We start from the raw sequence: 22443 nt of genomic DNA, 5'->3' as shown, positions 1-22443 counted from the left end.
CCCGAAACGTTACGTCCATCGCGGTGACAGATCACGAAAAGTGCGGAAAGACCGCCCCGACCAGCGGACGCGGAGCCGTGTGCCCGGTCAGTGGGCCCGGCGCCGTCGAACGTTCGGTATCGTGGCGCCGATCACACTCAGGACGCCGAGGGCCACGAACACGTACACGACGGTGGATCCCAGCCGTGTCGCGAGTGTGGTGTCGGTGCGCAGACCCACCGTGGCGACCAGATGGTCGGCGTCGAAGAGAGCGGTTCGCGAGGTCACGGAACCGTCGGGCGCGATGACGGCGCTGACCCCGCTGGTGGCGGCGACCACGACGGTCCTCGAGTGCTCCACCGCCCGGACTCGCGACATGGCCAGCTGCTGGTAAGTCATCTCCGTGTCGCCGAAGGTCGCGTTGTTGGTGGGCACCGCGAGAATCTGGGCGCCGGCGCGCACCGCCTCGGTGGGTGCGCGGTCGAAGGCCACCTCGTAGCAGGTCGCGACTCCCACGGCGAGAGCCCGCTGCTCGCGATCCGTGCCGGCGGGCACGTGCACGACGCCGTCGCCGTCGCCGGGCACGAAGTTGCCCGCCGAGTCGGCGTACGAGGAGAACAGCCGGAAGAAGCTGCGGTACGGCAGATACTCCCCGAACGGTTGGACGATCTTCTTGTCGTGGCGCTCCCCCGGTCCGGCGGCTCCGTCCCAGGCGATGACCGAGTTGGTGGAGGTGCCGTCGGCATTCGACAGCACCGCGCCCACGAGAATCGGTGCGTCGATCCGGACGGAGGCGGCCGTGATCTCGGCCGCTGCGGTCGCGTCGCGGGTGGGATCGACGTCCGACGCGTTCTCCGGCCAGATGACGACGTCGGGCTTCGGGGTCCGCCCCGCCTCGACCTCCTCCGCCAGCCGGAGAGTCTCGTTCACGTGGTTGTCGAGCACCTGGCGGCGTTGCGCGTTGAAGTCGAGGCCGAGCCGGGGAACGCTGCCCTGGATGGCCGCGATGGTGATCGTGTCGTCGCCGTCCTGCGGACCCGCGAGCGTGGGGCGTACGGAGAGGGCGACGACCGGCGCCACGGCGGCGAGCGCGACCAGCCCGGCGACCGAAGTGACGGCGAAGCCGGTTCGCACCGTCCTGCACAGCAGCGTCAGGCACACACCGATCAGTGCCACCGCGGCGCTGAGCAGCGGGGCGCCGCCGAGTGCGGCCAGCGGAAGCAGGGGTGACTCGGACTGACCGAAGGCCAGACGGCCCCAGGGGAATCCGCCGAACGGGACCGTGCTGCGCAACCACTCCGTCAGTGACCACACCATGGTGATCCACACCGCGGCGAGCGGCAGGCGGGACACCACCACGGCGAGCAGTCCGAACAGACCGAGGAACAGTGACTCCGCGACGGCAAGCGCGATCCACGGCAGCGGTCCGACGTACACGCCGATCCACGGGAGCAGCGGCAGGAAGAAGCCGAGGCCGAAGGCGAACCCGTACAGGAAGCCGCCCTTCAGCGACAGGGCGCGCGCCGGATCGTCGACCCGCCGCTCGGTCAGGACGAACGTGACGAGCGCCAGGGCGACGGGCGCGAGAAACCACAGTGATCGCGGTGGGAACGACGCGAACAGGAGCGCGCCGGCGCCGGCCGAGAGAGCGAGCCGCGCGGGTGGGATCAGTCGAGCGGGAACGCTCACGCGCGGTACACCGTGGCGCCGCGGTGCACGGTCTCCAGGCACACCGGGTCCGGCGCCTCGGGATCGAGGCGAGGCAGGGCCGGAACTCGTGACCGCGGGTCGGTGGACCAGCGCTGCACCGAATCCCGTGGTGCGCTCACGACCAGTTCCGCGGCATCCCACACCGCATAGCTGGCCGGCGCGCCCGGCACCAGCGTGCCGGCCAGGCCGTCGCGCACTCCCCCGGCGCGCCAGGCGCCGCGCGTGGCCGCGGAGAACGCGGCGCGGGGCGAGACGGCACTGCCCGGTGTGCGGTGGTTGACCGCTCCGCGGACACCGCGCCACGGCTCGAGCGGCGTGACGGGTGCGTCCGACCCGATGGCCAGCGACACCCCGGCGGACGCCATCATCGCCAGCGGGTTGAGTGCGCGAGCGCGCTCCGCGCCGAGTCGAGTGGCGTACAGGCCCTCCTCACCGCCCCAGTAGGTGTCGAACACCGGTTGCACGCTCGCGATGACACCCCACGCCGCGAGGGCGTCGGCCTGCTCGGACGACACCATCTCGATGTGTTCGAGGCGATGGCCGCGAGACGCCACGGCGGGGCCGCCGAGCTCGGCCACGACCCGTCCGAACGCCTCGACCACGGCAGTGGTGGCGGCGTCGCCGATGACGTGGAAGCCGGCCTGGATACCGGCGCGGGTGCAGGCGGAGACGTGCGCCGCGATCGCGTCGACGTCGAGATACGAACGGCCGCAACCGGAGTGGTCGGCGTAGTGGTCGTGCAGCCAGGCGGTGTGCGAGCCGATCGAACCGTCGACGAAGAGGTCGCCGCCCAGGGCGTGCGCGCCGGTCGCGGCCAGGAGTGCCGTCGCCTCGTCCGGGGTCGAGACGGCCTCGCCCCAGTAGGCGCGCACCTCGACGCCGTGCTCGAGGGCGAGGAGTTCGGCCAGGTCGACGCGGCCGGAGATGTCGGGGCCGGCGCACTCGTGCACGGCGGCGACCCCGTGCGCGGCAGCATGATCGAGCGCGGCGACGCGGGCGCGGTGCCGGCCCGCGGGGCTCAGCAGGTCCAGCGCCCGGGTGCGCACGGCATGGTGCGCCTCCGCGATGAGCGGCCGTTGCGGATCTGCGGTGGCGACCACGTCTCCGGCGGCGCGACGCAGCACCGTCGAGCACGCCGCGGAGTGCGCGTCGATGCGCGAGAGGTACACGGCCCGTCCGGGTGCTGCGGCGTCGAGCTCCGCGGTGGTGGGGCCGCGCCCCTCCGGCCACGTCGACTCGTCCCAGTTCTGCCCCCAGATCAGGGTGCCCCCGTCCTCGGCCGCGTACGCGGCGAGAGCGCGCAGGCACTCGTCGAGAGACCGAGCGCCGCTCAGATCGAGTCCGATGAGCGCCAGACCGGTGGCGGTGGTGTGGACGTGGGTGTCCACGAACGCGGGAGTCACGAACTCCCCGTTCAGTTCCACCACCTCGGCGTCGGGATGCAGCGCCCGCGCGGGGCGATCCTCACCGATCCAGACGACGGTGCCGTCGGTGACGGCCATGGCTGTCGCGTCGGGCGCGGACGGGCTGTAGATCCGTCCGCCGACCAGCAGTTGCGTACTCACGCTCGCCAGTGTGCCCGGTGTCGGGCGGCCGGGGTGTCGGGGGTCAGCGCTCGTCGCGGCCGGTGGTGCCGTCGATCACACCGCGGGTGTCGCGAGGGACCGAATTCCCGCGGTCCGGCATCACGTCGCCGTCGATGACCACGTGACCGGCCCCGAATCCCTGCGGCCCGAATCCCTGCGGCCCGAATCCGCCGGGCGGGAACGTACGGCCCGAGGCCACGGCCGTCTCGACGCGCCGGGCGGCGGACCGCGCGATGACCGGACGTAGCAGCGCGCGGGTCAGCGGGATCATCAGCAGCAGGCCGAGGACGCTCGAGACGAGACCGGGGATCGTCAGCAGGACCGAGCCGAGGGCCACGAGCGCACCGTCCGCGACCGCGCCGCCGGGTGAGCGGCGTCCGGCGTTGGCCGAGCGCAGTTCCGAGAGCACGCGCCGACCCTGGGAGCGGATCGCGACCATGCCCAGAGCGGACAGTGCGATCACCACGAACACCGTCCACAGGATGCCGATCGCCGAGCCGAGCCACACGAGGGCGCTGATCTCGACGACGAGGTAGAGGAAGAAGTAGAGCAGTGGCATCGCGGGAGTCCTTTCGGCGACTGGTCGAACCCGTCTGCCGTGTCAACGCGCGACCGCCTCGTTTTTCTCCCGGCCGGTCAGGCGCCCGGAGTGACCAGTCCGAGCTCGTAGGCGAGCACGACGGCCTGGACGCGATCGCGCAGCCCGAGCTTGGTGAGCATGCGGCCGACGTGGGTCTTGACGGTCGCCTCGGACAGGAACAGCTCACCCGCGATCTCGGCGTTCGACTTGCCGGCGGCGATGAGCAGCAGCACCTCGCGCTCACGGTCGGTGAGCGACTCGACGGCTGCCGATCGTCCGGGAACATCGCGCGGGTTGCCCGGCGACGATGCGGGAGAGCAGACGTCGGGTCACCCGCGGCGAGACGACGGCGTCCCCTGCCGCCACGCTGCGGATCGCGGACACGAGGTCCTCCGGAGGCGTGTCCTTGAGGAGGAATCCGCTGGCACCGGCACGCAGTGCGCCCAGGGCGTGTTCGTCCAGGTCGAAGGTCGTCATGACGATGACCCGCACCTCGGGTTGCGCCGCGATGATGCGTTCGGTGGCCGAGACACCGTCGATACCGGGCATGCGGACGTCCATCAGCACGACGTCCGGTTCGAGGCGCGCGGCCGCGGCGATCGCGGTGGCACCGTCGGGCACGTCGCCCACCACGTCGATGTCGGGCTGCGCGCCGAGAACCATCGACAGACCCATGCGCATCAGTTCCTGATCGTCGACCAGGAGCACCGAGATGGACACGGGAGACAACCTAGCGGTCCGGGTGGTCCTGGTCGACGCCCAGCGCGGCCTTCAGTTCGAGGGGCAGCGTCGCGGCCACGCGCCACCGGCCGTCCGGCAGCGGACCGGCGCGGAGCTCTCCGCCCAGCACGGCGACGCGTTCGCGCATGCCGATGACGCCGAAGCCGCTGGTGGTGGGTGCGGCGTGGATGTCGACGGCCGGGCCGGTGTCGTCCGAGGAATTGATCACCGACACCGTCACCGCGGACGGTTCGCGGCGCACGGCCACCACGGCTCGGGGCCGCTCACCGCCGTGGCGCAGCACGTTGGTGAGCGATTCCTGCACCAGCCGGTGCACCCCGAGCGACACCGCCGGCGGCAGGTCGTCGAGTTCGCCCGTCTGCTCGATGGACACCCGCAGTCCGGCGGCGCGCATCAACTCCACGATCTTGGCGAGGGCCGCGGTGCCGTACTCGGGGTGGGACTCGGACGACTCGTCGGTCCGCAACAGCGACACCGTGCGTCGGAGTTCGGTGAGTGCGGTGCGGCCGGTCGCGGAGATGTTCGCGAGTGCCGCCGCGGCCCGCACCGGGTCCGACCGCAGCGCGTAGGACGCCCCGTCCGCCTGCACGATCATGACGCTCACCGCGTGGGCCACCACGTCGTGCAGTTCGCGGGCGATGCGGGTGCGCTCGGCGGACACCGCCTCGACGGCGCGTCGGTCACGATCGGATTCGGCGACGGCGAGCCGTGCGCTGACCTCGGCGACGTAGGCCCGGCGAGTCCCGAGGAACTCCGCCGTGATGTAGGCCAGGGCGTAGAGGAGGACGAAGAAGATGGTGGAGGTCCAGTCGGACCCGAGCACGAGTCGCACGACGACGATGTCGGCCGCGAGGCCCAGCGCGAAGAGGAGGGTCGTGCGCCGGTCGGTGTACACGGCCAGCGTGTAGAGCATCACCACGAAGCCGAGCTGCCCGGGCGGCAGCGTGCGCGGTTCCTCCGATGCCCACACCATCAGAGTCGCGACCTGGCCGAGTGCGAGCGCCGTCCAGGCGGCGGCCACCGGGTAGCGGCGGCGCCAGGCGATCGGCGTGGACACGGCGACCGCCATCGCCACGTAGACGAGTGGCTGCTCCACGGCAGCGACGGCCGTGAGCTCGATGAGGAAGAGTGACACCGCCAGCGCACAGTCGACCGCGAACGGACGGTGGCGGAGCCATTCGCTGAATCGGCGCATCGTGGTCGAAGCGTAGCGCGGGAGCTGTGATCGAATGTCCGCCATGGGTGCTGGTGACTGGTCGGTGTTGCTGGCTGCCGCGCTGGCGGCGGGTTGGGTGGACGCCGTGGTCGGTGGCGGCGGGCTCATCCTGCTGCCCGCACTCCTGTTGGTCACGCCGGCGGCCACGACCCAGCAGACCGTGCTGGCCACCAACAAGCTGGCCTCCGTCGCCGGCACCACCGCCGCGGTGCTGACCTTCTCCCGCAAGGTCCCGATGAACTGGCGGCTCCTCGCACCCGCCGGAGTGGTGGCCGCGGTCGGCGCGGCGTTCGGCGCCGCCACCGTCAGCCTCATCGACAAGGACCTCTTCATCCCCATCGTGCTGGTGGTGCTGGTCGGCGTCGCGGTGCTGGTGACGCTGCGCCCCACCGTCGGCGTCGTGGTGGGTGATCCGCCGACGCGCCGCCGCATCACCATCGTGGTGGTGGTGGCCGCCGTCGCCATCGGGTTCTACGACGGCATCCTCGGTCCGGGCACCGGCACCTTCCTCATCATCACGTTCGCCACCCTGCTCGGCACCGAGTTCGTGCGCAGCGCGGCGATGGCGAAGGTGCTGAATCTGGGATCCAACATCGGCGCCCTCCTGTACTTCTCGGCGACCGACGACGTCCTGTGGTTGCTCGGCCTCGCCATGGCCGTCGCGAACGTCGCGGGCTCGCTGGTCGGCTCACGCATGGCGATCTCGCGGGGCGCCGGGTTCGTGCGCATCGTGTTGCTGGTGGTGGTGTTCGCGCTCGTCATCCGACTCGGGTGGCAACAGTTCGGCTAGCGTCACCGATGTGAGAGACGTCGACAGCGATTTCGTCGCCCTGCCACTGCACGCGCTCGCGGACGCGGCGCTGACAGCGGCACGTGCGTCCGGTGCCACGCATGCGGATCTGCGGGTGCATCGCTTGCGGACGCAGTCGCTCGCTCTCCGCGACGGCGAGGTGCAGTCGAGTGTCGAGGCGACGACGCTCGGCCTCGCGGTCCGGGTGATCGTCGACGGCACCTGGGGCTTCGCGTCCGGCGCGGTGCTGTCGGTGGACGAGGCCGTCTCCGTCACCTCGCGCGCCGTGCTCGTCGCGCAGGCGTTGCGCGACCTGAACCGGGATCCCGTCGTGCTCGCCTCCGAGCCGGTGTACGAGAACGTGTCGTGGGTGTCGGACTACGAGATCGATCCCTTCGACGTCCCCACCACCGACAAGGTCGATCTGCTGGGCGAGTACTCCGGCCGTCTGCTGGCCTCGGACGGCGTCGACCACGTGAGTGCCTCCGTGCTGCAGGTCAAGGAGCAGTCGTTCTACGCCGACCTCGCCGGGTCGCGCATCACGCAGCAACGGGTGCGACTCCACCCGCAGATCGACGCCGTGTCCGTCGATTCCGCGTCGGGTGGCTTCGATTCGATGCGCACCCTCGCTCCCCCGACGGGACGCGGCTGGGAGTACCTGACCTCCGACGGGACCGGCGCCGACGGACTGTGGGACTGGGACGACGAACTCTCGCGCATCCCCGACTGGCTCGCCGAGAAGACGAAGGCCCCCGGCGTGGAGCCGGGTCTCACCGATCTGGTGATCGACCCGACCAACCTGTGGCTCACCATCCACGAGTCCATCGGCCACGCCACGGAATACGACCGAGCCATCGGCTACGAGGCCGCCTACGCCGGAACGTCCTTCGCGAAGCCCGACCAGCTCGGCACGCTGCGCTACGGCAGTGAGTCGATGCACGTGACCGCCGACCGCACCGAACGCCACGGGTTGTCCAGCATCGGGTGGGACGACGACGGCGTGGCCTCGCAGTCGTGGGATCTGGTGCGCGACGGGGTTCTCGTCGGCTACCAGCTCGACAGGGTGTTCGCCCCCCGCCTCGGGCTCGAGCGGTCGAACGGGTGCTCGTACGCGGACTCGCCCCACCACGTCCCGATCCAGCGGATGGCCAACGTCTCGCTGCAACCGGACCCGCACGTCGATCGCAGCGTGGACGATCTCATCGCCGACGTCGAGCACGGCGTCTATGTGGTGGGCGACAAGTCGTGGTCGATCGACATGCAGCGCTACAACTTCCAGTTCACCGGCCAGCGCTTCTTCCGCATCGAGAACGGGGCTCTCGCGGGCCAGGTCCGGGACCTGGCGTACCAGGCGACGACCACCGATTTCTGGGGCTCGATGGAGGCGGTGGGCGGACCGTCCACGTGGCGTCTGGGCGGCGCGTTCAACTGCGGCAAGGCGCAGCCCGGTCAGGTGGCGGCGGTGTCGCACGGCTGCCCCGCTGCTCTCTTCCGTTCGGTCAACGTCCTCAACACACGAACGGAGGCGGGTCAGTGAGCGTCAGCACTCCCCTCGGCGGCCACGATCTGGTGGAGCGTGCGCTGTCGTACGCCACCGTCTCGGACACCGTCGTGATCGTCGCCGACATCTCGGAGGCATCCCTGCGGTGGGCCGGGAACTCGATGACCACCAACGGCGTGGGTGACTCGAGGTCCTGGACCGTCGTCTCGATCGTGCGGGACGGCACGGCGGCGCGGGTGGGAACGGTCTCGTCCACGAGCATGGATCCGGATGATGTCGCCGGCGTCGTGGCAGCCGCCGAGGACGCCGCTCGTGTGGCTCAGCCCGCCACCGATGCGATGCCCCTCGTCGAGGGCGCCCCGACGCCGGACTCCGGCTGGGGCGACGTCCCGCTCCGCACGGGGATCGACGTGTTCGACTCCGTGGTACCCGGCCTGGCGCGGGGATTCGACGGAGCCGATGCGTTGTACGGCTTCGCGCATCACACGGTCCGTACCGTGTGGCTGGGCACGTCCACCGGGGTGCGGCGGCGCGTCGTCGAACCTGTCGGGTCGCTCGAGATCAACGGTAAGAGGGGTGGTCTCTCGGGCGGTGCCAGTGCCTGGGTGGGCACCGGTACCCGAGACTTCCGCGACATCGATCTGGATGCGTCCCTGGCCGAACTGACGCGCCGGCTCGACTGGTCCGCCCGGACCGTCGACCTTCCCGCGGGACGCTACGAGACGATCCTCCCACCGTCCGCGGTCGCCGATCTGATGATCGATCTGCTGTGGTCGATGGACGGCCGGGGCGCGCAGGAGGGCCGCACCGCCCTGTCCGCTCCCGGCGGCGGCACCCGCGTCGGTGAGGTGCTCGGACACCTCGGTCTCACGCTGTACTCCGACCCGTCCGAGAACGGCCTCGAGTACGCCCCGTTCGTGGTCACCGGATCCTCGAGCGACGCGGTGTCGGTGTTCGACAACGGAATGGACGCCGGCCGCACCGACTGGATCCGCGACGGTGCAATCACCTCCCTTGCCTACCCGCGTTCCGCCGCAGCAGAATTCGGGACCACACCCACTGTGCCCGGCGACAACCTCGTCATGGTGGGCGGCGCCGGCGGTTCCGTCGACGACCTCGTCGCGCGCACCGAACGAGGACTCTTGTTGACGACACTTTGGTACATCCGCGAGGTGGACCCGACGACCATGCTCCTCACCGGGTTGACGCGGGACGGCGTCTACCTGGTGGAGGACGGCCGAGTGACTGCTGCCGTGAACAACTTCCGGTTCAACGAGAGCCCGCTCGACATCCTGCGCCGCGCGACAGAGGCGGGTACGACCGTTCCCACCCTGCCGCGTGAGTGGTCGGACTGGTTCACCCGCGCAGCGATGCCCCCGCTGCGGATCCCCGACTTCCACATGTCGTCCGTGAGCGCGGCCCAGTAGGAGGGGCCTCATTCGCCGGGTGCGGTGAAGTAGTCGGTGCCGTGCGAGTCGCGGACATGGACGATCCCGTCCCGGAGCATGCGGTGGTGCCACTGCCGCCGGGTCTTCAGGCCGTGGTGCCGACGGCACAGCGGCGCGAGGTTGCCGGTGACGGTCCATCCGCCTCTCTCCGGGTCGGTGTGGTCGAACGGGACGACATGGTCGAGATCGCAGCCCTCGCTGGGCACAGCACATCCCGGGTGAACGCACGTCGAATACAGCGCTGTCACCAGCGACGTGATCGCCTCGGACGGCCGGTAGGTCAACGCCCCGGCCGGGGGTACGGCGAATCCCCCATGTCCGTCGGGGTCGGCGACGGCACGGTCCACCGCCGATGGTGGGAGCGTGCGGAGATAGTCGACCTGCTCCCTGGCTTTGCGGGCTGTCGTGCTGCCCAGTTTCCCCGTGGTCGGTGTCCAGCCTGCGGGCATGCGGCGGGTGCGGCGGACTTCCCGACCGTCGATCGGCACGGGCGGGGCCGGTGGTTCGGAGTCGGTCGGTGGGTCGTGTTGTGGGCATAGGCAGCTGCATCCCGCCCGCGGTTCAGTTCCGCCGGCTGCGGTGATGAGTGCCTGCCACGTCGCATCCCCGGCGATTCTCCGCGCCACATCGGCCGGGACGGGACCCCAACCCACGAGATGCCCCGGATTCCCCGCCAACCCCGCCGCCGTGGCCGCATCGAGCACGATCACGGCACGGTTGGCCGGCGTACCCGACACGGCCCCCGTCAGGAGCGAATGCGCCGCGTCGAACAACCGAGACGGCAACGAACTCGGGTCCGTCACCCCGCGTGCGGCGGTAGCGGCGATGTTCCGCCACAGTGCGGCGACTTTGTCGGCCGGACCACGGATCTTCAGCTCGGCCTGATCGCGCGGGAGCTTGCGGACCGTCGCCGACCGCTCCAATGCTGCCCGTTCACGGACGATGCGGTGCCAGTCGGCGTCGAAGTCGGCGAGGATTCGGTCGATCGCCGACGCGACCGCACCCGGCGTGCACCGGGCTGCGACAGCAATGACCCGCTGCAGTAATGCTTCGGTCACATGATGGAACCCGGCCAGGGATCGGCAGACCGTGCGGAACGCCGCGTACGCCAACCGGCCCGCATCGAACGCTTCCTGCACCGCAGGACGGGCGGTGCGAATCAGAAACAGCCACTCCGTGACAGTGCTGTTGGACACCGACAGCGCCGACGCGACCTCCGCGACTGCGCATGCTTCGGCGGCGTCGGCGTCGAATACCCCACCAGTGGCGAGCACGGCGGGGCGTCGGGACTCGGAGTGGATGTAGGAGCACGACGCGGCGACGGTGCGGGCGAACGAGGCCTGGGCGTCGACCTTCGCCGACACCAACACATCGATGGAAACTGTTGCGTCGTACACGAATTCACCCCCCGGTGATGCCCCGATCAGGCCGCCCCCCGACGACCTGACCAAACATTAACTCACTCCACCGACAGAAACTAGAACGTATGTTCGAACCTGGCCGCGCGGCGCCTCGCAACTCCTCCGGGAACATGGAGTGTCAGCGGGAGCGCCTGATCCGGCAGGCGTTCAGTGAGGTCTACTAGAACAGCCATCAAGCGACGCGGAGCGCCAGACCGACGGTGCTGCTCTTGCCCTTGAAGAGCGAGCTCATCGTCACCACGATGCGGCCGGTGATGCCGTACTTCTCGATCACCACGTCGCGGGTACGCGCGGTGCCTGCGTCGTCCAGCACCTCGGCGACAGCGTCCATGGCCGGGCCCACGTTCTTTCCACTGCGATCGCAGGTCGCGACCGTGACGCGCGGCGTGTTGCGGATCCGCTTCACCTTCCACGACTCTCGCTGCGTCCACATGAGGAGCCGATCCCCGTCGAGGGCCGCCCAGATGGGTGTCGGCTTGGGGGTGCCGTCCTTGGTGAACGTGGTCAGGAGGACGTACTTCGCGGTGCCGACGTCACCGAACGGGTTGCTCATACGAGACAGGATAGGCCGGTCAGTCGCCCTCGAGCTCGCCTTCGCTCTCGAGGTAGGCCGCACGGAGGTCCGCGAGCACTGCCGGGTCCGGTTCCACCCACATGCCGCGTTCCACGGCCTCGAGCAGTCGCTCGGAGATGCCGTGCAGCGCCCAGGGATTGGACGTCGACATGAACTTCCGATTGGTCTCGTCGAGGACGTACTCCTGCGTGAGCTTCTCGTACATCCAGTCCTGCACGACTCCCGTGGTGGCGTCGTACCCGAACAAGTAGTCGACCGTCGCGGCCATCTCGAATGCGCCCTTGTACCCGTGCCGCCGCATCGCGTCCATCCAGCGCGGGTTGACGACGCGCGCACGGAACACGCGGGACGTCTCCTCGTGCAGCGTGCGGGTGCGCACCGATTCCGGGCGGGTGCTGTCGCCGATGTACGCCTCGGGAGACGTTCCGGTGAGCGCACGCACGGTCGCCACCATGCCGCCGTGGTACTGGAAGTAGTCGTCGGAGTCGGCGATGTCGTGCTCGCGGGTGTCGGTGTTCTTCGCCGCCACCGCGATGCGCCGGTAGGACGAACGCATGTCGTCCGCTGCCGGGACGCCGTTCAGTCCGCGGCCGTACGCGAAGCCGCCCCACGTCGTGTAGACCTGCGCCAGATCCTCGTCACTGCGCCAGCTCTTGCTGTCGATCAACTGCAGCAGTCCGGCGCCGTACGTGCCGGGCTTGGATCCGAAGATGCGGGTGGTGGCTCGGCGGTCGTCGCCGTGCTCCGCGAGATCGGCCTGTGCGTGCGCACGCACATAGTTCTGCTCGTCGGTCTCGTCCAGGCCCGCGACCATGCGGACGGCGTCGTCCATCATCGCGAGCACGTGCGGGAATGCGTCGCGGAAGAAGCCGGAGATGCGGACCGTCACGTCGATACGCGGCCGTTTCAGCTCGTCCAGAGCGATCGGTTCGAGGTGCGTGACGCGGCGCGACGCCTCGTCCCACACGGGCAGCACGCCGAGCAGTGCGAACACCTCGGCCACGTCGTCACCCGAGGTACGCATGGCGCTGGTCCCCCACACCGACAACCCGACAGAGCGCGGGTACTCGCCGTGATCCTGCAGGTAGCGGGCCACGAGCGACTCGGCCATCGCCTGGCCGGTCTCCCACGCGAGCCGCGACGGCACCGCCTTGGGGTCGACCGAGTAGAAGTTGCGGCCGGTCGGCAGCACATTGATGAGTCCACGCAGCGGCGACCCGCTGGGGCCGGCCGGGATGAATCCGCCGTTCAGCGCATGCAGCACACGGTCGATCTCCTGGTCGGTCCCGCGCAAACGGGGAACCACCTCGGTGGCCGCGAAGCGGAGGATCTCGGCGACCGTGTCGGGCAGTCCCGCGGCGATGCCGTCGACGGCGTCCACCGACCAGTCGGCGCGGTGCAGTGCCGCAACGAGACCACGTGCCTGCTCCTCGACGGCATCGACCGACGTACGGGCCTCGTCGCCGTCCTCGCTGAGACCCAATGCTTCCCGCAGACCCGGAACGGTGCGCTCCCCACCCCACATCTGACGGGCCCGCAGCATGGCAAGCACGAGGTCGACCTCCGCCTCACCGCGCGGAGCCTGCCCGAGGACGTGGAGCCCGTCGCGGATCTGCACGTCCTTGATCTCGCACAGCCAGCCGTCGACGTGCAGCAGCATGTCGTCGAACACCTCTTCGTCGGGGCGTTCCTCCAGGCCGAGGTCCTTGTGCATCTGGGCCGCGGTCATGAGCGTCCAGATCTGCTGACGAATCGCCGGCAGTTTGGCCGGGTCCAGCGTCGAGATGTTCGAGTGCTCGTCGAGCAACTGCTCGAGGCGGGTGATGTCGCCGTAGCTCTCGGCGCGGGCCATCGGCGGGATGAGGTGGTCGACGAGAGTCGCGTGCGCGCGGCGCTTGGCCTGTGTCCCCTCACCCGGGTCGTTGACCAGGAATGGGTAGATCAGTGGCAGATCGCCCAACGCGGCGTCGGTGCCGCACGAAGCGGACATGCCGAGAGTCTTGCCGGGCAACCACTCGAGGTTGCCGTGCTTGCCGAGGTGCACGACGGCGTCCGCGGCGAAACCGCCGTCCTCCTCCGGGGCCGCGAGCCAGCGGTAAGCGGCGAGGTAGTGGTGGCTGGGGGGAAGATCCGGATCGTGGTAGATCGCCACGGGGTTCTCGCCGAACCCGCGAGGCGGCTGCACCATGAGGACGACGTTGGAGAACCGCAGTGCGGCGATGACGATCTCGCCCTCCGGATCCGCCGAACGGTCGACGTACAGCTCGCCCGGTGCCTCGCCCCAGTGTTCGACCACGCCGGATCGCAGGTCCTCCGGCAGCGTGTCGAACCAGCGTCGGTAGCGCGCGGCCGAGATACGGATGGGGTTGCCCTCGAGCTGCTCGGCGGTGAGCCAGTCGGCGTCCTGCCCACCGGCGGCGATGAGCGCGTGGATGAGGGCGTCGCCGTCCTGCGCGGCGAGGCCGGGCACCGCGTCGTCACCGTCGACGGGTCCGATGTCGTAGCCCAACTCGCGCATCCGCGTCAGCAGACCGATCGCCGACGCCGGGGTGTCGAGTCCGACGGCGTTGCCGATGCGGGCGTGCTTGGTCGGGTACGCGGACAGCATCAGCGCAATGCGCTTGTCGGCTGCGGGAATTCGGCGCAGTCGAGCATGCCGGACCGCGATGCCGGCGACACGCGCACAGCGCTCGTGGTCGGGTACGTACGTGCTGAGGCCGTCGGCGTCGATCTCCTTGAACGAGAACGGCACCGTGATGATGCGACCGTCGAACTCGGGCACCGCGACCTGGGTCGCGACGTCCAGCGGGGACATGCCGTCGTCGTTCGCGTCCCACATCGCGCGGGAGCTGGTGAGGCACAGGCCCTGCAGGATCGGCACGTCGAGCGCGGCGAGCTCGGCGACGTCCCAGGCCTCGTCGTCGCCACCGGCGCCCACGTTGGCGGGACGGGTTCCGCCGGCCGCGAGCACGGTGACCACCATGGAGTCGGCTTCGCGCAACGCCTCGAGCAGTTCGGGTTCCGCGCTGCGCAGCGACGCACAGTAGATCGGGAGCGCGCGGGCGCCCTTCGCCTCGATGGCGTCGCACAGGGCATGGATGTAGTCGACGTTGCCCGCGAGGTGCTGGGCTCGGTAGTACAGGACGGCGATCGTGGGCTCTGCCCCCGTGCGCCTTTCGCGTACCTCTGGATGCGCAAAAGGCGCACGGGTGCGCAGCACACCCCAGGTGGGGAGATGGGCGGGCGGCTCGAATCCGTGACCGGTGAGCAGAACGGTGTCCGACAGGAACCACGACAGCTCGCGGAGGTTGTCCGCGCCGCCCTCGGCCAGGTACTGGTGCGCCTGCGCTGCCACATTCGCCGGAACCGTCGACAGTTCCGTCAGCTCGGCATCAGGAGCCTGCTCGCCGCCCAGCATGACCACCGGAACGGGGCCGCGGAGCACCGCGTCGATACCGCTCTCCCACATCCGGCGCCCGCCGAGAATGCGCACGACCACCAGGTCGACACCGTCCATGAGCGTTGGCAGATCGGCGTCGACGAGGATGCGGGACGGGTTGGCCCAGCGGTACTCGGCGCCGGAGGCACGTGCGCTCAGCAGGTCGGTGTCGGATGTCGAGAGCAGCAAGATCACGGTGGTGGAGCCTTCCCTGGGGTTTTCGCGCCCCGTCGGCGTCGGTGTGCACCCCAGGTCTGACTTCTCCGGAGACGCTGGAGTCACAGTGGCGCGACCGCGCCGGAGTCTCACCGGCTTCCGGGGTGCTTCGCGATGATCGTACGTCGTAGCCTGGACTGCATGAGTGATGCCGGGGACAGGACCAGACGGGACGCCTGCCCCGGGGCGCTCCAACTGCACGAGGCGAAGGACGGCTTGCTGGCTCGGGTGCGTCTGCCCGGCGGCGCGCTCAGCGCCGAGCAGATGGGTGTGCTCGCGGCGGCGTCGACAGATTTGTCCGACGGTGAGTTGGTGCTCACCTCCCGGGGGAACGTCCAGCTCCGCGCGGTACGCGATCCCGACGACCTGGCCGACCGACTCGCGGCCGCGGGACTTCTGCCGTCGGAGACCCACGAGCGGGTCCGCAACATCCTGGCGTCGCCACTCTCGGGTCGTCTCGGCGGAACGGCCGACGTCCGCGACCTGGTGTCCTCGCTGGACACCTCGCTCACGGGTGATCCTGAGCTGGCCGACCTGCCGGGTCGGGTGCTCTTCTCGGTCGACGACGGCCGCGGCGATGTGACGGGTTTCGGCGCCGACATCGGCGTCCACGCCGTCGACGAGGACTCCTTCGCCCTCATCCTCGCGGGCGCCGACAGCGGCGTCCGGGTCCCGCGGGCCGACGCGGTCGCGGTGATGCTCGACGCGGCGCGCGGGTTCCGCCGCGAGCGGCAGGGGCACTGGCGCATCGCGGAGATGCCGCACGGCGTGGAGGCTGTGCTCGGTCACGTCGATCACGCTGTCGGCGACCACCCTCGGGTCGCCGTCGAGACGTCGGTGGAGCCGCCGATCGGATGGTTCGTGCAGGACGACGCCACCGTCGCGCTCGGTGCCGCACTCGCTCACGGCGTGCTGCCGGCCCGCACCGCCCTCTTCCTCGCGGCGGTCGAGAAGCCGATCCACGTCACGCCGTGGCGCGGCATCGTGCTCCTCGATCTCGGCGAGGGCGTCGCCGAGCAGGTCGTGCGTGTGTTGGCCCCGATGGGCCTGATCTTCGACGCGGAGTCACCGTGGGTGCGGGCCAGCTCGTGCGTCGGCTCTCCCGGCTGCGCGAAGTCGCACTCCGACGTGCGCGCCGATCTCGACGTCGCCGTGGAGAACGGCGAGGTGGGCGACGGCCGGGAGCACTGGGTCGGGTGTGAGCGCCGATGTGGCCGACCCCGCGGTGAGGTCACCGACGTGGTCGCGACCGAGAGCGGTTACCAGCGCTCCTGAGCCGCCTGCATCCGATCAGGAGCCCGGTGAGGTCACGATCAGGTAGTACAGCGTGGCACCGATAGCCAGTATCTGTTGGCCAGGGAAGGCGTAGTTGTCGACCAGCCAGTGGCCGGCGAGGTCGAACAGAGTGCTCGGAAACATGGTTCGGCTCCGTTCTCGTCGACGACCCCGCGGTCGTTCGTCTCGGCAACGTTACGGGCGTTGCAGCACGACCGGAACAGACCCATCGTTACGATTCGGTATCGATCCGTGGTGCCTCTCCCCCGTGCCGCGGCGCCGGACCCTGGCCGACCACGGCGCGTCATCGCTCCCTATCGTGGAGCCATGCACGACTACATTCGCGACGGCGACGAGATCTACCGGCGCTCCTTCGCGACCATCCGAGCGGAAGCCGATCTGTCGGCGTTCTCCGACGATGTGGCCCAGGTCGTCGTGCGCATGATCCACGCGTGCGGAGAAGTGAATCTGGCGCAGTCCATCGCGTCGACGGCCGACGTCGTGGCGAAGGGCCGTGCTGCGCTGCGCGCGGGGGCTCCCATCCTCTGCGACGCCACCATGGTCGCGTCCGGCATCACCCGTCGACGGCTCCCGGCCGACAACGAGGTGATCTGCACCCTCAACGCACCGGACGTCCCGGAGATGGCGCGCGAGCGCGGCACCACCAGAACGGCCGCAGCGGTAGATCTGTGGGTCGACCACCTCGACGGCGCCGTCGTCGCGATCGGCAACGCACCCACCGCACTGTTCCGGCTCATGGAGTTGATCCAGCAGGGCGCTCCGCGCCCGTCCGCGATCCTGGGTGGGCCCGTGGGCTTCATCGGCGCCGCGGAGTCGAAGGACGATCTCGTCGCCTCCGGTCTCGGCCTCGACCACCTGCTCGTCCTCGGCCGCCGCGGTGGCAGCGCCATTGCCGCAGCCGCCGTCAATGCCATTGCGACGGAACGCGAATGAGCGGCAAGCTCTGGGGTGTCGGTATCGGCCCGGGTGATCCGGAGCTGGTGACGGTCAAAGCCGCGCGGGTCATCACCGCCGCCGACGTCGTCGCCTTCCACAGCGCCCGGCACGGCAAGAGCATCTCTCGCCGCACCGCGGAGCCGTACCTGCGCGAGGGTCAGATCGAGGAGCACCTGGTCTACCCGGTGACCACGGAAGGCACCGACCACCCCGGCGGGTACGACGGCGCTCTCGCGGACTTCTACGTCGAAGCGTCCGAACGTCTGGCGGCGCACCTCGAGGCCGGTCGCTCGGTCGCGCTGCTCGCCGCCGGCGACCCGATGTTCTACAGCTCGTATCAGCACATGCACGTTCGTCTCGCGCACCGCTTCGACACCGAGGTGATCCCCGGCGTCACGTCGGTCAGTGCGGCGTCCGCGGCGGTCGGGGAACCGCTCGTCGAGGGTGACGAGGTCCTGACCATCCTGCCGGGGACCCTGCCCCGCGCCGAGCTCACGCGGCGACTCGAGGACACCGACTCCGCCGCGATCCTCAAGCTGGGCCGTACGTATCCCGCTGTGCGCGAAGCCTTGCGCGACAGCGGCATGATCGACCGCGCCCGCTACGTCGAGCGCGCGAGCACCACCGGCGAACGCGTTCTCGCTGCCGACGACGCGACGGACGTTCCGTACTTCTCCATCGCCGTGGTCTCGAGCCCGTCCTACGTGGTCAGCGAACCCGTTGCGTCGGGCGAGGTGGTGGTCGTCGGACTGGGGCCGGGCTCGGCCGAGTGGACCACGCCGGAGGTGCGCGGCGAGCTGCTCCGCGCCACCGATCTCGTGGGCTACACCACCTACATCGACCGGGTGCCCGTTCGAGCCGGCCAGCGTCGACACGCGAGTGACAACCGAGTCGAATCGGAACGGGCCGAGATGGCACTCGATCTCGCGTCTCGCGGCGGTCGGGTCGTCGTCGTGTCCTCCGGCGATCCCGGCGTGTTCGCCATGGCCGCAGCGGTTCTCGAGGTGGCGGCGCAGGACCGATGGCGCCACGTTCCCGTGCGCGTCTGCCCCGGGGTCACGGCCGCCAACGCGGTCGCGAGCCGCGTCGGCGCTCCCCTGGGCCACGACTATGCCGTTCTGTCCCTGTCCGATCGCCTCAAGCCGTGGGACGTGGTCGAGCGCCGCATCCGCGCGATCGCGGCGGCCGACATGGCGTTCGCCGTCTACAACCCGGCCTCGCGCTCGCGGACCTGGCAGGTGGAGGCGCTGAAGACGCTCGTGCTCGAGCACCGTGGCCCGGACACTCCCGTCGTCGTGGGCCGCGACGTCTCGGGACCCGAGGAATCGGTGACCGTCGTCCGGCTCGGGGATCTCGACCCGGCCACGATCGACATGCGCTGTCTGCTCATCGTCGGAGCGTCCACCACGACGGTCGATCACACCGCGGACGGCCCGCGGGTATTCACGTCACGGCGTTACGACACCGTCGATCCCATCGGCCGCGTCGGGAGCGGCGCGGGGAGTGCGTCGCTTCAGTAACCAGGTCACGCACTTGTCGGCTGTCGGCACCACGGGAACGTCGTCCTGAACGGGCGGCCGTTCCACCATGACGACGGGGATGCCGCGCTCGCGGGCGGCCTGAAGCTTGGCCGACGTGAGCTTGCCGCCGCTGTTCTTGCTCACCACCACGTCGATGCGGTGCTCGTCCAACAGCTCGCGCTCGCCCTCGAGGTCGAACGGCCCGCGTGACTCCAGAATGCTCGAGTGCGCGGGGACCTCGCCCTCGGGCGGATCGATGCACCGCACGATGAAGTGCCGGTCGTCCAGGGACGCGAAGTGGTGCACGCCCTGTCGGCCGATGGTGAGCAGGACGCGGGCGAGAGCGGGTCGGTCGGCGAGTGCCTGCGCTGCCGCCGGCATCGACGGCACCGTGATCCAGTCGTCCTCGGCCAGCGGACTCCACGGCGCGCGACGCACCAGCACCAGCGGCACGTCGGCCGCCGTGCAGACCTCGACCGCGTGCGCCGTCATCGTCGCGGCGTAGGGATGCGTGGCGTCGACGACGTGCGTCACCTCGTGCTCCGTGATCCACTCGCGCAGACCGTCCACTCCACCGAAGCCGCCGATCCGCACCTCCCCCACCGGGAGCACGGGATCGGCCACTCGGCCGGCGAGCGAGGAGGTCACGGTGGTGCCGTGCAGTCCGTCCAGCTTGATCGCGAGCTGACGTGCTTCGGACGTGCCACCGAGAACCAGAACATGCATTGGGGCGACCTTACCGGCCCCGGACGGTCAGTGATCGAGCCGTCGCCGGGCCGCCGAGTACAGGAAGCTGTCCGGGAAGCCCTCGGCCGACAAGACGCGGCCCACGACCACGACCGCCGTCTTGACGATGCCCGCCGCCACCGTCGCGTCCGCGAGATCGGCCAGGGTGCCCCGCACAATGACCTCGTCCGCGCGGCTGGCGAAGGCCACCACCGCTGCGGGACAGTCGGATCCGTAGTGCGGCACGAGTTGCTCGGTGATGCTGTGGATCTGGCGCGCACCGAGATGAATGACCAGTGTCGCCCCGCTCCGTGCCAACGTGGGCAGATCCTCGCCGTCGGGCATGGCCGTCGACAACGTCGACACCCGCGTCAGCACCACGCTCTGCGAGATCCCGGGCACGGTGAGTTCGCGACCCAGCGCGGCCGCAGCTGCGGCGAACGCCGGAACGCCCGGCACGATCTCGTAGTCCACACCCGCCGCGTCGAGTCGTCGCGACTGCTCGGCGACGGCGCTGTACAGCGACGGATCGCCGGAGTGCACGCGGGCGACGTCGAGGCCGTCACGCGAGGCGGTGACGAGTTCGTCGACGATCGCATCGAGCGTCATGCGAGCGGTGTTCACGACGCGGGCGTCTGCCGGGCACGTGTCGAGCAGTTCGCGTGGCACCAACGACCCGGCGTACAGGCAGACCGGGCTCGACGCGATGATGCGGGCTGCGCGGACGGTCACGAGATCGGCTGCACCGGGTCCCGCGCCGACGAATCTGACGGTCACGCTGTCTCCTTCTCGTTCTTCACGACGCTCCACTGCGTCACCGGCATCTGCGGACGCCACCCGGTGAATCCGCCGAGCGGTTCGCCGCGGTGCACCTGCAGTCGTCGCAGCAGACCGCCGTGCTGCGAATACCACTGCAGAAGTAGCGATTCCGACTCCGCGGTGACGGCATTGGCCACCAGCCGCCCACCCTCGGGCAGGGCGTCCCAGCAGGCGTCCATCACTCCGGGTTGCGTCGCGCCGCCCCCGACGAACACGGCGTCGGGTTCGGGCGCACCGGACAAGGAATCGGGTGCCGCGCCGCGGACGACGAGCGACGGAACGCCCAGGGCGACAGCATTGGTCCGGATGGTGGCGGATCTGGACTCGACGCGCTCGAACGCGATCGCGGAACATGCCGGATGCGTGCGCATCCATTCGATCGCGATGCTTCCCGACCCGCCGCCGACGTCCCACAGACGTTCACCCGGTGAGGGCGCGAGGGCGCTGAGAGTCAGCGCCCTGACCTCGCGTTTGGTCAGCTGACCGTCGCCCACGTAGAGCGCGTCGTCGAGTCCGGGTGCGCGCGAGACGGTGTGGCCCCGCACCTCGAGCGCGACGACGTTCAGTGAGTCGACGTCGCGCGCGTGTACCCAGTCGGTGACGGGCAGCGCACGCACCCGCTCGCGCGGTCCCCCGAGTTGCTCGAGCACGGACATGGCACTGGAGCCGAGGTCGCGGCTCAGCAGCAGAGTCGCGAGTTCGGCAGCGGTGCTCTCGTTCTCGGCGAGCACGAGGACGCGGCGTCGGTGTGTCAGGGCAGGCAGTACGGTCTCGATCGGCCTGTTCACCAGGGACACCACCTCGACGTCGTGGAGCGCCCAGCCGAGACGGGCGCACGCGAGCGACGCCGACGAGGGGTGCGGAAGGACGCGCACCGCATCGGCGCCGAGGAGCCGCGTCAACGTCACGCCGATCCCGTGGAACATCGGGTCACCGCTCGCGAGCACGCATCGCCGCGTACCGGCATGCTCGTCCAGGAGACCGGTCAGAGCGGGCAGCATCGGGGTGGGCCACGCGATTCGCCGAGCCGCGGTGCCCGGCACCGCGTCGAGTTGACGCTCGGAGCCGAACAGGACGTCCGCGGATTCGACGGCGTCACGGGAGGTCGGCGACAGCCCGGCCCACCCGTCGGCGCCCACGCCCACGACGTCGATCATCGCGGCATCCGGCGCCAGATCGGACGTGGGAGGACGCGCATCAGGGCGACGAGGAGGCGCAGACGGCCGGGCACCCACACGACGTCGGTCCGCGAGCTCAACGCGCGGACCACCGCGTCGGCCACCTGGCCGGGTGTGCTCGACATCGGCGCGGGAGACATCCCCTCGGTCATCCGGCCGATGACGAAACCCGGTCGGATCAGCAGCAACCGCACGCCGGTCCCGTGCAGCGCGTCGGCGAGACCGGACGCGAATCCGTCCAGTCCGGCCTTCGCCGACCCGTAGACGTAGTTCGCCCGGCGGACCCGAGCGCCGGCGACGGAAGAGAAGACGACGAGCCGGCCGGATCCCTGCTCGCGCAGCGCCGTCGAGAGATGTGTCAGCATGCTGACCTGCGCCACGTAGTCCGTGTGGACGACGGCCACCGCGTGCGCCGCATCCGTCTCGGCGCGCGTCTGATCGCCCAGGATGCCGAAGGCCAGGACCGCCGTGTCGATCGGCCCGTGAGCCAGAACCGACGTCACGAGACCGTCGTGCGACGCCAGGTCGTCGGCGTCGAACTCGAGCGTCGTCACCCGACTCGCGCCGGCCGCGCGCACTCGTTCCGACTCGGCGACCAGATCGTCGGACCGCCGGGCGGCGAGGACGACGTGGCGGCCGCGCGCGAGGCGCTCCGCGATCTCGAGACCGATGTCGCTGCGACCACCGAGGAGCAGCAGGATGCCGGTGCTCGACTGGTCGGGTGTGGTCAGGTCACGGCCGGCCGGTGGGTGGGTCACGGCGTCCAG

At 70.2% G+C, this 22443-nt stretch carries 18 protein-coding genes, 1 pseudogene and 1 riboswitch; of the genes and pseudogenes, 6 read left to right on the top strand and 13 right to left on the bottom strand.

The features are described from left to right. Positions 1-87: 87 nt before the first annotated feature. The 5 genes and pseudogenes from lnt to QE397_RS09595 form a co-directional block, all read right to left on the bottom strand. Positions 88-1668, bottom strand: a complete 1581-nt coding sequence (lnt, locus tag QE397_RS09615; protein ID WP_307093053.1) for an apolipoprotein N-acyltransferase — start codon at positions 1666-1668, stop codon at positions 88-90. Beyond that, positions 1665-3254, bottom strand: a complete 1590-nt coding sequence (locus QE397_RS09610) for an amidohydrolase (RefSeq protein ID WP_307093051.1) — start codon at positions 3252-3254, stop codon at positions 1665-1667. The genes lnt and QE397_RS09610 overlap by 4 nt, the downstream gene beginning before the upstream one ends. A gap of 43 nt (positions 3255-3297) precedes the next feature. Further along, positions 3298-3834: an FxsA family protein gene (locus QE397_RS09605; protein ID WP_307093050.1), complete on the bottom strand. Its 537-nt coding sequence runs from the start codon at positions 3832-3834 to the stop codon at positions 3298-3300. Between the two features lie 77 nt (positions 3835-3911). Next, a pseudogene (locus tag QE397_RS09600) lies at positions 3912-4575 on the bottom strand (response regulator). A 10-nt stretch (positions 4576-4585) separates the two neighbouring features. Then, positions 4586-5791 carry a sensor histidine kinase gene (locus tag QE397_RS09595; RefSeq protein WP_307093048.1) on the bottom strand — a complete coding sequence of 402 codons (1206 nt, stop codon included), beginning with the start codon at positions 5789-5791 and terminating at the stop codon, positions 4586-4588. A 43-nt stretch (positions 5792-5834) separates the two neighbouring features. Between QE397_RS09595 and QE397_RS09590 the strand changes: the two genes are divergently transcribed. The 3 genes from QE397_RS09590 to QE397_RS09580 are packed head-to-tail and all read left to right on the top strand — an operon-like array spanning position 5835 to position 9530. After that, on the top strand, positions 5835-6602 hold the full coding sequence (locus tag QE397_RS09590) for a TSUP family transporter (RefSeq protein ID WP_056445145.1): 768 nt from the start codon (positions 5835-5837) through the stop codon (positions 6600-6602). A 10-nt stretch (positions 6603-6612) separates the two neighbouring features. Further along, complete coding sequence (locus tag QE397_RS09585; RefSeq protein WP_307093044.1) at positions 6613-8139, top strand: TldD/PmbA family protein; 1527 nt, start codon at positions 6613-6615, stop codon at positions 8137-8139. Further along, the gene (locus QE397_RS09580; RefSeq protein WP_307093042.1) at positions 8136-9530 is read left to right on the top strand and encodes a metallopeptidase TldD-related protein; all 1395 of its coding nucleotides are present in this window, start codon (positions 8136-8138) and stop codon (positions 9528-9530) included. The genes QE397_RS09585 and QE397_RS09580 overlap by 4 nt, the downstream gene beginning before the upstream one ends. 8 nt (positions 9531-9538) lie before the next feature. On the opposite strand, the gene QE397_RS09575 is transcribed toward QE397_RS09580, so the two are convergent. From QE397_RS09575 to cobN, 3 genes are all read right to left on the bottom strand, one after another. Then, positions 9539-10948, bottom strand: coding sequence for an HNH endonuclease signature motif containing protein (locus QE397_RS09575; protein ID WP_307093041.1), 1410 nt, complete (start codon positions 10946-10948; stop codon positions 9539-9541). A 196-nt stretch (positions 10949-11144) separates the two neighbouring features. Beyond that, a complete protein-coding gene (locus tag QE397_RS09570) occupies positions 11145-11525 on the bottom strand; it encodes a PPOX class F420-dependent oxidoreductase (protein ID WP_222637530.1) in 381 nt (126 codons plus the stop codon). A gap of 19 nt (positions 11526-11544) precedes the next feature. Next, a complete protein-coding gene (gene cobN, locus QE397_RS09565) occupies positions 11545-15180 on the bottom strand; it encodes a cobaltochelatase subunit CobN (RefSeq protein WP_307093038.1) in 3636 nt (1211 codons plus the stop codon). A 57-nt stretch (positions 15181-15237) separates the two neighbouring features. After that, positions 15238-15302: riboswitch (cobalamin riboswitch) on the bottom strand. Between the two features lie 40 nt (positions 15303-15342). Here cobN and cobG point away from each other — a divergent pair. Next, positions 15343-16476: a precorrin-3B synthase gene (gene cobG / locus QE397_RS09560; RefSeq protein ID WP_307093036.1), complete on the top strand. Its 1134-nt coding sequence runs from the start codon at positions 15343-15345 to the stop codon at positions 16474-16476. A gap of 15 nt (positions 16477-16491) precedes the next feature. On the opposite strand, the gene QE397_RS09555 is transcribed toward cobG, so the two are convergent. Beyond that, a complete protein-coding gene (locus tag QE397_RS09555) occupies positions 16492-16620 on the bottom strand; it encodes a hypothetical protein (RefSeq protein WP_307093034.1) in 129 nt (42 codons plus the stop codon). 183 nt (positions 16621-16803) lie between these two features. On the opposite strand from QE397_RS09555, the gene QE397_RS09550 reads away from it, so the two are divergent. Together QE397_RS09550 and cobJ are read left to right on the top strand one after the other, a co-directional pair. After that, a complete protein-coding gene (locus QE397_RS09550) occupies positions 16804-17430 on the top strand; it encodes a precorrin-8X methylmutase (RefSeq protein WP_027505377.1) in 627 nt (208 codons plus the stop codon). After that, positions 17427-18953, top strand: a complete 1527-nt coding sequence (gene cobJ, locus QE397_RS09545) for a precorrin-3B C(17)-methyltransferase (protein ID WP_307093033.1) — start codon at positions 17427-17429, stop codon at positions 18951-18953. The genes QE397_RS09550 and cobJ overlap by 4 nt, the downstream gene beginning before the upstream one ends. On the opposite strand, the gene QE397_RS09540 is transcribed toward cobJ, so the two are convergent. From QE397_RS09540 to QE397_RS09525, 4 genes are read right to left on the bottom strand one after another with little or no spacing between them, the layout of a single operon-like run. Continuing rightward, a complete protein-coding gene (locus QE397_RS09540) occupies positions 18882-19679 on the bottom strand; it encodes a cobalt-precorrin-6A reductase (RefSeq protein ID WP_307093030.1) in 798 nt (265 codons plus the stop codon). The two genes, cobJ and QE397_RS09540, sit on opposite strands and share 72 nt — an antisense overlap. Before the next feature lie 27 nt (positions 19680-19706). Then, complete coding sequence (cobM, locus tag QE397_RS09535; RefSeq protein ID WP_027505376.1) at positions 19707-20456, bottom strand: precorrin-4 C(11)-methyltransferase; 750 nt, start codon at positions 20454-20456, stop codon at positions 19707-19709. Continuing rightward, entirely contained in the window at positions 20453-21655 is a 1203-nt protein-coding gene (cbiE, locus tag QE397_RS09530) for a precorrin-6y C5,15-methyltransferase (decarboxylating) subunit CbiE (protein WP_222645209.1), read from the bottom strand. Before cbiE ends, cobM begins: the two co-directional genes overlap by 4 nt. Then, positions 21652-22434: an SDR family NAD(P)-dependent oxidoreductase gene (locus QE397_RS09525; RefSeq protein WP_307093028.1), complete on the bottom strand. Its 783-nt coding sequence runs from the start codon at positions 22432-22434 to the stop codon at positions 21652-21654. The genes cbiE and QE397_RS09525 overlap by 4 nt, the downstream gene beginning before the upstream one ends. Between the last annotated feature and the right edge of the window lie 9 nt (positions 22435-22443).

It is taken from the genome of Rhodococcus sp. SORGH_AS_0301 (genome assembly GCF_030818285.1).
GTDB lineage: Bacteria > Actinomycetota > Actinomycetes > Mycobacteriales > Mycobacteriaceae > Rhodococcoides.
Note: the sequence above shows the minus strand (reverse complement) of the source record. Positions and strands in the feature narration are given on the sequence as shown.

Bases quoted from the DNA above. Each gene is read 5' to 3' on its own strand.
- QE397_RS09605 (WP_307093050.1), bottom strand. From the start codon at position 3,834: ATGCCACTGCTCTACTTCTTCCTCTACCTCGTCGTCGAGATCAGCGCC.
- QE397_RS09595 (WP_307093048.1), bottom strand. From the start codon at position 5,791: ATGCGCCGATTCAGCGAATGGCTCCGCCACCGTCCGTTCGCGGTCGAC.
- QE397_RS09590 (WP_056445145.1), top strand. From the start codon at position 5,835: ATGGGTGCTGGTGACTGGTCGGTGTTGCTGGCTGCCGCGCTGGCGGCG.
- QE397_RS09570 (WP_222637530.1), bottom strand. From the start codon at position 11,525: ATGAGCAACCCGTTCGGTGACGTCGGCACCGCGAAGTACGTCCTCCTG.
- cobG (WP_307093036.1), top strand. From the start codon at position 15,343: ATGAGTGATGCCGGGGACAGGACCAGACGGGACGCCTGCCCCGGGGCG.
- QE397_RS09555 (WP_307093034.1), bottom strand. From the start codon at position 16,620: ATGTTTCCGAGCACTCTGTTCGACCTCGCCGGCCACTGGCTGGTCGAC.
- QE397_RS09550 (WP_027505377.1), top strand. From the start codon at position 16,804: ATGCACGACTACATTCGCGACGGCGACGAGATCTACCGGCGCTCCTTC.
- cobJ (WP_307093033.1), top strand. From the start codon at position 17,427: ATGAGCGGCAAGCTCTGGGGTGTCGGTATCGGCCCGGGTGATCCGGAG.
- QE397_RS09540 (WP_307093030.1), bottom strand. From the start codon at position 19,679: ATGCATGTTCTGGTTCTCGGTGGCACGTCCGAAGCACGTCAGCTCGCG.
- cbiE (WP_222645209.1), bottom strand. From the start codon at position 21,655: ATGATCGACGTCGTGGGCGTGGGCGCCGACGGGTGGGCCGGGCTGTCG.